This is a genomic window from Croceicoccus esteveae (genome assembly GCF_031846435.1).
GTDB lineage: Bacteria > Pseudomonadota > Alphaproteobacteria > Sphingomonadales > Sphingomonadaceae > Croceicoccus > Croceicoccus esteveae.
Map to the genome: position 1 here is coordinate 76,559 of NZ_JAVRHS010000010.1, position 10,781 is coordinate 87,339.

Sequence of the window (10,781 nt, forward strand, 5' to 3'; positions counted from 1 at the left end):
GCATGATCCGGACGGCATTGGTGACAGGCGCGACATCCGGGATCGGTGAGGCATGCGCCCGCGCTTTCGTGGCTGCCGGCTGGCAGGTGATCGCAACAGGACGACGCGGCGAACGGTTGCGTTCCTTGCGCGACGCTCTTGGCGATAGCGTCCTGCCGCTTGCCTTCGACATTCGTGACGATGCCGCGCGTGCAGCGGCGCTCGCTGGCTTGCCTGAACGCTTCGCGGCAATCGACTGCCTTATCAACAATGCCGGCCTGGCGCTTGGCACCGGTCCGGCACAGGCGGCTGATCCTGGCGATTGGCAGACGATGGTGGACACCAACATCGGTGCGTTGCTGGCGATGACCCATGTGCTGCTGCCCCGGCTGATCGAGCGCAGGGGTGCGATCATAAATTTGTCTTCGGTCGCGGCAACGTACCCTTACCCTGGCGGCAATGTCTATGCAGCGACCAAGGCCTTCGTGACGCAGTTCTCGCTTGCCCTGCGCGCCGATCTGGGCGGAACGGGCGTCCGCGTGACCAGCATCGAGCCGGGCATGGTGGAGACGGAATTTACGCTGGTGCGCACCGGTGGCGATCAGGATGCGAGCCATGCACTATACGGCGGCATGCAGCCGATGACCGGCGATGATATTGCCGCAACTGTTCTGTGGGTGGCGCAATTGCCGCCGCATCTCAACATCAACCGGCTTGAACTGATGCCAGTGGCGCAGAGCTTTGGCCCATTCCAGGTGGCGCGCAACCCTGTCTGACGGCTCTTGGCTGACGACTCCTGGCAAAAGGCTTCTTGCTGCTCCTGCCTTACTGCGGCCGCCTGAAGCAACCCTGGTTGTACGATGTTGCCGGATGGGCACAGCATCCCTAAGGCGCATTGCATGACCGGATCATCCGAGCGGCGGACCTTCGCCATCATCTCCCACCCCGACGCGGGAAAGACCACGCTGACTGAAAAGCTGCTGCTGACGGGCGGGGCGATCCACCTTGCCGGCGAGGTCAAGGCGCGGGGACAGGCGCGGCGCGCCCGCTCCGACTGGATGAAGATCGAGCAGCAGCGCGGCATTTCAGTGACCAGTTCGGTCATGACGTTCGAGCGGACGGACGCCGATGGCAATTCGATCGTCTTCAACCTGCTCGACACGCCGGGGCACGAGGATTTTTCCGAGGATACCTATCGCACGCTCACGGCAGTGGATTCGGCCATCATGGTCATCGACGCTGCCAAGGGTATCGAGCCGCAGACCCGCAAGCTGTTCGAGGTATGCCGGTTGCGTTCGGTGCCGATCATCACCTTTGTCAACAAGGTCGATCGCGAAGGGCGCGACGGCTTTGAATTGCTGGACGAAGTGGCCGACATGCTGGCGCTTGACGTATGCCCGATGAGCTGGCCTGTCGGCATGGGCGGGCGGTTCGAAGGCATCCTCGACTTCGCCAGCGGCAAGGTCGCCCGACCCGAAGGGCCGAGTAAGGAATTCCTGGGCAAGCGGGAGGCGGATGCCGAAATTCCGGAGGAATGGGCCGAACAGTCGGAACTTGCCCGGATCGGTTATCCCGAATTCGATATTGACGCCTATCGCGCGGGCGATCTGACGCCGGTCTATTTCGGGTCGGCGCTGAAGAACTTCGGCGTGACCGAGCTGATCGAGGCGATCGCCGCGTTTGCGCCGCCGCCACGCCCCCAACCGGCCGAACAGGGCGAGATCACGCCGGCGCTCGACGAGGTATCCGGCTTCATCTTCAAGGTGCAGGCCAACATGGACCCGCAGCACCGCGACCGCATTGCCTTCATGCGGATGGTGTCGGGCACGTTCCGGCGCGGCATGAAGCTGACCCCGTCGGGGCTGGGCAAGCCAATCGCGGTGCATTCGCCCATCCTGTTCTTCGCGCAGGACCGCGAACTGGCCGACACGGCAGAGCCGGGCGACATCATCGGCATTCCCAATCATGGTACCTTGCGGGTGGGCGATTCGCTGTCGGAAAAGAATGACATCCGCTTTACAGGGTTGCCCAATTTCGCGCCCGAGATACTGCGCCGGGTCGTGTTGCGCGACCCCACCAAGACAAAGCAACTGCGAAAGGCGCTTGACGACCTGTCCGAGGAAGGCGTGATCCAGGTGTTCTATCCCGAACTGGGCGGGCAGTGGATCGTCGGCGTCGTCGGGCAATTGCAGCTTGAGGTGCTGGTCTCGCGGCTGGCGGCGGAATACAAGGTGGAGGCAGGGCTGGAACCGGCCCCGTTCGACACCGCCCGCTGGATCAGGGGGGAGGCAGGCGCGATCGATGAATTCGAACGGTTCAACCGCGCCAATCTGGCCAAGGATCGCGACGGCGACTGGGTGTTCATGGCGCGATCGGCGTGGGATGTCGGCTATCAGCAGGAACGCAATCCCGACCTGTCCTTTTCAGCCACGAAGGAGCGCTAGAGCCGCGTGAAGCTGAAATTCGCAAGCTACAACATCCACAAGGCGGTGGGGCTGGACCGCCAGCGCGATCCCGACCGCATCCTGACCGTGCTGAACGAGATCGATGCCGACATCATCGCGTTGCAGGAATGCGACCGACGGTTCGGCATGCGGGAGACGGTCCTGCCCCGCGCGCGGATCGAGGATTCGCCGTTCCGTACGGTGCCACTGGCGACCCGGTCAATGAGCATCGGATGGCATGGCAACACATTTCTGGTGAAGAAGAACACGCATGTGCTGGAAGCGCAGACGATTGCGCTGCCCACGCTTGAACCGCGCGGCGCTATCCGGCTTGATGTGGAACTGGGCGGTCAGCGGGTGCGGGCGGTCGGCATGCATCTCGACCTGTCAGGCTTGCGCCGTCGCCACCAGGCAGAAGCCATCCTGCGCCATCTCGATGATTGCGAGGACTGCCCCACGGTCATGATGGGTGACACCAATGAATGGAGCGGCAATGGCGGCGTATTCCGCGTCTTCCGGCCTGGCTGGACCGTGCTGGAAAGCGGGCGCAGCTTTCCTGCCAGCCGTCCCTTGGCGCAGCTTGACCGTATCGTGCTGTCGTCGCACTGGACCTGTCACGGCACCAATGTGCATCACAGCATGCTGGCAGCGCGTGCGTCCGATCATTTGCCGGTGTGGGCCGAAGTGTCGGTGGGATCAAAGGCGTTTGTCAGCTGAACGGCACGGCTTTTTGTAATGCAGCTCCAATCATTTCCGCCCGGTTATTCTGGCATCGTCGATCAGGCGCAATCATCAAGGCACTGCCAGTCAGGCCCTGCTGGCCGAGGTTCAATCGCGGCCGGCGCTGAGCATGTCGACCATCGGGCGGATCGGAGTGATGTCATAGCCGGCCGCAGCTGCCTTTGCCGCAATGGCAGCGGGAGATTGCCCTTGTTGCGCTGCTGTCAACGCCCATAGCAGGGCTGATCGCGTGCCTGAGCGGCAGAAGGCGAGCACCGGACCGCCAGCATTGTCGATAACCTTGGCCATGGCGTCGATCTGGCCATGCCCGAAACCGGCGTGAGTTACAGGAATGGCGGTGTAGGACAGGCCGGCGTCCTGTGCATGGCGGGCGAGCGTGCTGCCATCGGGCTGGTCCGGCTCCTCGCCATCGGGGCGGTTGTTGACGATGGCGGTGATGCCCTGCGCCTTTGCCTCGGCGATGTCAGCCGCAGTGATCTGCGCGCTGACATACAGATCGTCGGTGATCTTTTTGAACCCGCTCATGCAATCGTCTCCTTTTCAAACACTGCGGTTCGCCATCGCCTGCCCCATCAGCAACCGGCTGCCGGGGCCAAGTTCAGGCAGCCAGCTGACCTTATCCTGTTCAAACAGGAGAACCACGGTGGAGCCAAGAAGAAAGCGGCCCATTTCGTCGCCGGCGCGAAGCTGCGGAGCCTGCGCACCGCCGGATGCAGGCTGAGTTTCGGGCTCGGTTCTGGCCTGGGTCTTGGTTTGGGTCTTAGCTGGCGTGAAATCGCGCTTGAGGATGCGCTTGCCATGAGGCTTGACCGGCCCGGCCCAGACGGTTTCCATGCCGGCAACGATCATTGCCCCCACCAGCACCTGGGCAAAATGACCGACATCTCCTGTGAACATGCAGGCGAGCCGTTCATTGCGGGCAAACAGGCGTGGCACCGCAGCGGCAGTAACCGGATTGACCGAGAACAGCGCCCCGGGAAGGTAGGTGGTGTGTGCCAGGCTGCCGTCGGCTGCCATGTGGACCCGATGATAATCGCTTGGTGCAAGGTAGATGGTGGCAAAGCTGCCATTATGGAACCGGCGGGCCTGCTCGGCATCGCCACCCAGCAGTTCTGTCACTGAATAATCATGGCCCTTGGCCTGAATGATGCGCCCTGCTGCAATCCGGCCAAGCTGACTGATCGTGCCGTCTGCTGGTGACAGGATGAACCGGTCAGCCGGAGCCAGTGGCCGGGCGCCGGGTTTCAGCGCGCGGGTGAAAAAGGCATTGAAGGATGGGTAATTGCCATCTGCCTGCTCTGCTTCGGCTAGATTGATCCGATAAGCGCGCATGAAGCGGCGGATCAGGCGGTCCTTTACCCATCCCTGCTCGCTTGCTGCGAGGCGTCCGGCCATCCGCGAGAGAACATGATGCGGCACGATATGCTGCAAACCGATGAACAGTCGCTCAACCATCGTGTTCTTCGCCTTCTGCATGGAGGGCGTGTCTAGCCAACAGCGACTATCAAGGTCAATTGCCGGGTGATGCGCATGCCCGGCCGCCTGCGATCATCCTCCCAGTCTTTTATCCCCCCGTCTTTCATCCCCCCGTCTTCCATCCCCCGGTCTTTTCGGTTGGGAATTGACTCTGTTCCTTGTCTCGATTTAACAAGAACAAAATAGGAACATAATGCAGGCAGCCTGATGGATGAAAACCGCCAAAGTCCCGATCTGTCACTGGTCCATGATTTGCCAGTGCATGGCCTGCCAGTCCATGACAATGGATCAGCCATGCGTATCGAGGCAGGCGAAGCTGCGCCGGACATGGTCTTCCTGCCGCGTCCCACAACTCTGGTCGAGCTGTTTGCCGGCGCCAGGGACATGTCTGCCATCGGTTTTGCCCTTGCTCAGGTGCCGCGTCATGGCTCTGTGCTGTGGGTGCAGGACCGCATGTCATCGCTTGAAGCCGGCTATCCGCACGGCCGCGCAATCACGCGGTTCGGCGGCAATCCGGCGCAGCTCATTCATGTGGGCGCGCGCAATTGCGCAGATGCGCTGTGGACGATGGAGGAGGGGCTGAGATGCCGTTCGCTATCCTGTGTGATCGGCGAGATCTGGGGGGACCCGCGGGCGCTGGATTTTACCGCGACCAAGCGGCTGGCCATGCGCGCCGAGCAGCAGGGAACGCCTGCTTTCCTCATCCGCTTTGGAGCAGCGGCAAATCTGTCGGCGGCGCGGCAGCGGTGGCGGATCGCATCTCTGCCTTCTGTGCCGCACCCCTACGACGACCGCGCCCCCGGTCCGCCATGCTGGCAGGCGGAACTGTTCCGCGCGCGGGGGCTGAAGCCGGGCACCTGGATGGTGCACTATGACCGAACGGCGCATCGGCTCGATTTTTCTGCCGCAATTCCCGATCCAGCGGTGGTGGAAGCGCAGCGGCATCGATCCAGCAGCGGTGGCTGAACCTTTGGTGCTTGCCCGCGAAGGCAGGCATGGTCCGGTCGTTCACGATGCCAGCAGGACAGCCTACGCGCTGGGGGTAAGGCAGGGCGCGCGCGTTACCGACATGCGGGCATTGTTTCCCGCCTTGCGGGTCGAGCCGGCAAACGAGCAGGCAGATGCCGCCGACATTGCAGAACTGACGCATTGGTGCCGCCGGTGGTGTCCATGGGTGCAGGCGGATACCCACACCGATGGCGCTCACGGGCTGTTGCTGGACGTGACCGGATCGGGTCATCTGTTCGGCGGCGAGCCTGTAATGGCTGGCGATATTGTCACTGCCTTTGCCGCTCTGGGGCTGACAGCACGCGTGGCTCTGGCTCCGACTATCGGCAGTGCGTGGGCGCTGGCCCGCCATGGCCATACAGGCCAGTCTGTCTGTCCAGCCGCGGATGTGGCAGCGGCGCTGTCCCCGCTTGGTGTAGCAGCCCTGCGCCTGGATGCGGACACGACCACCCTCTTGGCAAGATTGGGCCTCAAGACCGTGGCTGCGCTGATGGCAGTGCCGCGTGCGGCCTTGATCAGGCGGTTCCGGCAGGCCAGCGCGCCTTCTGCAAATCCGGTGCTGCGGCTGGATCAGGCGCTTGGCACCGTGCCGGAGCCGCTGGTCGCGGCAGAGCGCCGACTGCGGGCGCGCAGCATGCGCAAGCTTGCCGAGCCGATTGCCGATGTCGAACCTGTTGCCCATGTGCTTGCCGATCTGCTCGACGATCTGTGCGGACAGCTGGCGGAACGCGATCTGGGGGCTCGACGCTTACGGCTGGCGGGGTACCGGCTGGATGGCGGGGTTTCTGCAGTGGAGGTCGCTACCAGTCGGGCCAGCCGCGATGCCGGCCATCTCAAGCGCCTGTTCGAAGGCCGGCTGGAGACACTCGACCCCGGCTCGGGTTTTGAAGTCATGACGCTGGAGGCGACAGGGCGGCAGGATCTGCCGGCGGCGCAGCAAAATCTTGCCGGCAACGTCGATGAGGAGCTTGCGCTGTCCTGTCTGATCGACCGGCTGGTGGCCCGGCTTGGCAATGGGGCAGTGCGCAAGGCGCTTTTGCAGGGCAGTCATATCCCCGAACGCGCCGAAGTTTTCGTGCCTGCGTCCGTGTCCATATCGGGCCCTGTATCCAGCATGATCTTGCCCGATGCGATCCCTGCCGCCTGCACCAGTAGCCTGTCGCGCGAAGAGGCGATGCCGTTGCGCCTGCTGTTTCCGGCCGAGGATGTGGAGGTGCTGCACGCCGTGCCGGAAGGGCCGCCGGCCCGGTTCCGCTGGCGCCGGCAAAACCATATCGTCGTGCGCAGCCAGGGCCCGGGCCGCATTGCTCCTGAATGGTGGCGCGAGAAATCATCGGCACGGCTGCGCGATTATTACCGGGTGGAGGACAAGGAAGGCCGCCGCTTCTGGCTTTATCGCGAAGGACTGCCGGATGACGGACGCGGCGGTGCGCCGCGCTGGTTTATCCATGGGCTCGATGCGTGAAACCGATGGTTTGCCATGCCTGATGCTTCCCTGACGCCTGGCCGGCGCACGCTTGGCGATGGCGATGAATTTGCGCGCAACCCGCCTGCGGCATTTGTCGAACTTGGTCTGGTCTCATGCTTTTCGTTTCTGCGCGGCGCTTCTGATGCGGTCGATCTGGTCACGACTGCGCATGATCTTGGCTACGATGCACTGGGCATTGCCGATCGCAACACCATGGCAGGGGTGGTGCGGCTGCACAGCGAGGCCCGCACTGCCAAATTGCGGCCGGTCATCGGCTGCCGTCTGGACCTTGTCGATGCGCCGTCGCTCTATGCCTATCCGCAGAATCGCATGGCTTATGGCGATCTTTGCCGTCTGCTTTCGAAAGGCAAGATGCAGGATGCCAAAGGCAGGTGGCAGGCAAAAGGCCAGTGCGACATTGCGCTTGCCGATGTCGGCGCACATCTGAACGATGCGGTTTTTCTTGTGGCGATACCCGAAGACGATCTGGACGAATTTGCTGCCGCGCTGTCAGCGATGGCAGGGCACCTGCAAGCGTTGAGCCACATAGCTGCATCCTGTCTTTACAGAGGCGATGACCGGGCGCGGATCAACCGCTTGCAGCAGCTGGCGCAGACGCATGGGTTGAAACTGCTTGCCACCAATGATGTCCATTACCACACGCCGGCCCGACGGCCCTTGCAGGACGTGATGACCTGCATCCGTGAAAAATGCACGATTTTCGATGCAGGACTGCGGCTCAACCCCAATGGCGAGCGGCATCTGAAAAGCCCGGGCGAGATGGTGCGCCTGTTTGCGCAATGGCCCGAAGCGATCGTGGAAAGCCGTCGGATCGCCGATGCCTGCAATTTTTCGCTTGATGAGCTGCGTTACGAATATCCGCAGGAAACCGTGCCGCAAGGCAAGGATGCCAATTCGCATCTGGCCGAGCTGACCTGGACAGGTGCGGCGCAGCGTTACCCGGATGGAGTGCCGCCCAGGGTTCGTGCCACTTTGCAAAAAGAGCTGGCGCTGATGGAACGCATGAACATCGCGCAATATTTTCTGACCATTCACGACATCATCGAGTTCGCCCGCAGCCGGGGCATCTTGTGCCAGGGGCGTGGATCGGCGGCGAACAGCGCGGTGTGTTACTGTCTGAAGATCACGTCAGTCGACCCTGCACAGCACGAATTGCTGTTCGAGCGCTTCATATCGGAAGAGCGCAAGGAGCCACCCGACATCGACGTCGATTTCGAACATGAACGGCGCGAGGAAGTGATCCAGCACATCTATGAACGCTACGGGCGCGAAAGGGCCGGATTATGCGCGACTGTCATCCATTACCGGCCGCGCATGGCGATCCGCGAGGTCGGCAAGGTGATGGGGCTATCGCAGGATGTGACGGCCGCGCTTGCCAAGACGATCTGGGGAAGCTGGGGCACTTCGGTCAGCGAGGAGAAGGTTGCCGAAGCCGGACTGGACCTGTGCGATCCGCACCTGCGGCGCACGATCGCCCTTGCCGAGCAGCTGATCGGCATGCCGCGCCATCTGTCGCAGCATGTTGGCGGGTTTATCCTTACCCAGGAGAAACTGACTGACACAGTGCCTATCGGCAACGGCGCCATGCCTGAGCGCAGTTTCATCGAGTGGGACAAGGATGACATCAACACGCTGGGCATTCTCAAGGTGGATGTTCTGGCGCTTGGGATGTTGACGTGTATCCGCAAGGCATTCAGCCTGCTGGCGGCGCATTGCGGCGTGACGCATTCGCTTGCAAGCATCCCGCAGGAAGATCCAGCGGTTTACGACATGCTGTGCAAGGGCGATTCGCTGGGCGTGTTCCAGGTTGAAAGCCGCGCACAGATGAACATGCTGCCCCGGCTCAAGCCACGCACGTTCTACGATCTGGTCATCGAGGTCGCGATAGTCAGGCCAGGGCCGATCCAGGGCGATATGGTGCACCCCTACCTCAAGCGCCGGCAGGGCCGCGAGATGCCGCAATATCCCTCACCTGCGCCAGAACACGGACCAGAAGACGAGCTTGAAGTCATTCTGAAGCGGACCCTGGGTGTGCCGATATTCCAGGAGCAGGCAATGAAGATCGCCATGGTCGCTGCCCGGTTCAGCCCGGCCGAAGCGAACCAGTTGCGCAAGGCGATGGCGACGTTCCGCTCCCGCGGGCTGGTATCGCGGCACAAGGAAAAGATGGTCGGTCGCATGGTCGAACGGGGCTATGATGCGGTGTTCGCCGCCCGCTGTTTCAGCCAGATCGAAGGGTTTGGCGAATATGGCTTTCCCGAAAGCCACGCGGCGAGTTTTGCGCATCTGGTGTATGTTTCAAGCTGGCTGAAGCATTATCACCCCGCGATCTTTGCCGCCGCCTTGCTGAATTCGCAGCCGATGGGATTTTATGCACCGGCGCAGATCGTGCGCGATGCGCGCGAGCACGGCGTCACCATATTGGCAGTGGATGTGAACTATTCCGAATGGGACAATGCCGTCGAATGGCAGGTCGTAAAGGGGCAGCGCGAACTGGTCCTGCGGCTGGGTTTGCGGCAGATCGACGGAATCGCGCGGGTAGATGTTGCCCGCTTGCTGGATGCGCGCGGCACTCCGTTTGAAGCGGTAGAGGATCTGCGCCACCGGGCCGGATTGACCACCCGTCCGATCGAGCTGCTTGCCGCTGCCGATGCGTTTCGTTCGCTGGGCAAGGATCGTCGTGCCGCCTTGTGGGATGCCCGCACGCTGAAGAATGCGCCCGACCTGCCGTTGTTTGCTTTTGCCGAGGCAGGGGACGAGGGCGCCGATACGCCGACGCTGCTGCCGCCGATGCCGATGAGCGAGCATGTGGTCGCGGACTATCAGACCACGCGCCTGTCGCTGAAAGCGCATCCGATGGAATTCCTGCGTAATGGTTACACCGCACGCCGGTTTACCAAGGCCGCCGATCTGTGGTCCTGCCGGTTCAACCAGCATGTGTCGGTGGCAGGCATCGTGCTGATCAGGCAGCGGCCGGGCAGCGCAAAAGGCGTGGTGTTCATCACGCTGGAAGACGAAACCGGAGTCATCAATCTGGTCATCTGGCCCGACGCGCTGAAGCGGTTCAGGAAGACGATCATGGCAGCGCGGCTGATGGTGGTGCACGGCACCGTGCAGATGGACGATGCCGTCATCCATGTCGTTGCAAGACAGATGGAGGACGACACCGCGCAGCTTGTCAGCCTGTCGGATGATCTGCTGCGCCCTGACCTTGCCCGCGCGGATCATGTCGTAAGCCCGCTGCCATCTGCCATGGCGCGACACCCGCGCGACGTGAACATCATGCCGAAATCGCGCGATTTTCATTAAAGGCATGAGAGCGGATCGACAGCCGCTCAAGCAATTACGGGCGAAACCATAGCGCCGACCGTTTGTCGCAATAGCGGTTTGTCGCAGCGTTGGTGCAAGCTTAGACTTGCATTCTGCCCTACGGTCAGAACGATCCGATGTCGAGGCGCCGAACAGTTTCGTTCCGCGACCAGCCTACGCTCGTGCTATCTAGATCCTGGAGTTTCCCGATCCACTCGGTTTCCCTCCCCACTCCCTTGGACTTGTAACGGTTTTGCGCCGATCACCTGTCTCACTATGCCACCTTGGCTTCGAATGCGAGTGGGCTGATGCCGCCCAGATATGAATGGCGCCTG

General features: G+C 62.2%; 8 protein-coding genes. 6 read left to right on the forward strand and 2 right to left on the reverse strand.

Going from position 1 to position 10,781, the window contains the following annotated elements; all coding sequences use genetic code 11:
• Positions 1-2 precede the first annotated feature (2 nt).
• The 3 genes from RM533_RS11280 to RM533_RS11290 all read left to right on the forward strand — a co-directional run bounded on the left by RM533_RS11280 (position 3) and on the right by RM533_RS11290 (position 3,140).
• Positions 3-755, forward strand: coding sequence for an SDR family NAD(P)-dependent oxidoreductase (locus RM533_RS11280; RefSeq protein WP_311341332.1), 753 nt, complete (start codon positions 3-5; stop codon positions 753-755).
• Between the two features lie 123 nt (positions 756-878).
• Positions 879-2,423, forward strand: coding sequence for a peptide chain release factor 3 (locus RM533_RS11285; protein ID WP_311341333.1), 1,545 nt, complete (start codon positions 879-881; stop codon positions 2,421-2,423).
• Between the two features lie 6 nt (positions 2,424-2,429).
• Positions 2,430-3,140: an endonuclease/exonuclease/phosphatase family protein gene (locus tag RM533_RS11290; RefSeq protein WP_311341334.1), complete on the forward strand. Its 711-nt coding sequence runs from the start codon at positions 2,430-2,432 to the stop codon at positions 3,138-3,140.
• A 111-nt stretch (positions 3,141-3,251) separates the two neighbouring features.
• Here the strand turns inward: RM533_RS11290 and RM533_RS11295 are convergent, their stop codons facing one another.
• Positions 3,252-3,689, reverse strand: a complete 438-nt coding sequence (locus RM533_RS11295; protein ID WP_311341335.1) for a protein tyrosine phosphatase family protein — start codon at positions 3,687-3,689, stop codon at positions 3,252-3,254.
• A gap of 15 nt (positions 3,690-3,704) precedes the next feature.
• Positions 3,705-4,640: an archaetidylserine decarboxylase gene (asd, locus tag RM533_RS11300; protein WP_311341336.1), complete on the reverse strand. Its 936-nt coding sequence runs from the start codon at positions 4,638-4,640 to the stop codon at positions 3,705-3,707.
• Positions 4,641-4,847: 207 nt separating this feature from the next.
• Between asd and RM533_RS11305 the strand changes: the two genes are divergently transcribed.
• Genes RM533_RS11305 through RM533_RS11315 form a run of 3 tightly spaced genes read left to right on the forward strand, consistent with a single transcriptional unit; the run spans position 4,848 to position 10,446 of the window.
• Positions 4,848-5,606 carry an ImuA family protein gene (locus tag RM533_RS11305; RefSeq protein WP_311341337.1) on the forward strand — a complete coding sequence of 253 codons (759 nt, stop codon included), beginning with the start codon at positions 4,848-4,850 and terminating at the stop codon, positions 5,604-5,606.
• Positions 5,512-7,113, forward strand: a complete 1,602-nt coding sequence (locus RM533_RS11310) for a Y-family DNA polymerase (RefSeq protein WP_311341338.1) — start codon at positions 5,512-5,514, stop codon at positions 7,111-7,113. Before RM533_RS11305 ends, RM533_RS11310 begins: the two co-directional genes overlap by 95 nt.
• A gap of 15 nt (positions 7,114-7,128) precedes the next feature.
• Entirely contained in the window at positions 7,129-10,446 is a 3,318-nt protein-coding gene (locus RM533_RS11315) for an error-prone DNA polymerase (protein WP_311341339.1), read from the forward strand.
• The last annotated feature ends 335 nt before the right edge of the window (positions 10,447-10,781 follow it).

What these genes read in the sequence shown, in the direction of transcription:
- RM533_RS11315 (WP_311341339.1), top strand. Translation starts at nt 7,129, where the DNA reads ATGCCTGATGCTTCCCTGACGCCTGGCCGGCGCACGCTTGGCGATGGC.
- RM533_RS11310 (WP_311341338.1), top strand. Translation starts at nt 5,512, where the DNA reads ATGACCGAACGGCGCATCGGCTCGATTTTTCTGCCGCAATTCCCGATC.
- RM533_RS11285 (WP_311341333.1), top strand. Translation starts at nt 879, where the DNA reads ATGACCGGATCATCCGAGCGGCGGACCTTCGCCATCATCTCCCACCCC.
- RM533_RS11305 (WP_311341337.1), top strand. Translation starts at nt 4,848, where the DNA reads ATGGATGAAAACCGCCAAAGTCCCGATCTGTCACTGGTCCATGATTTG.
- asd (WP_311341336.1), bottom strand. Translation starts at nt 4,640, where the DNA reads ATGCAGAAGGCGAAGAACACGATGGTTGAGCGACTGTTCATCGGTTTG.
- RM533_RS11295 (WP_311341335.1), bottom strand. Translation starts at nt 3,689, where the DNA reads ATGAGCGGGTTCAAAAAGATCACCGACGATCTGTATGTCAGCGCGCAG.
- RM533_RS11280 (WP_311341332.1), top strand. Translation starts at nt 3, where the DNA reads ATGATCCGGACGGCATTGGTGACAGGCGCGACATCCGGGATCGGTGAG.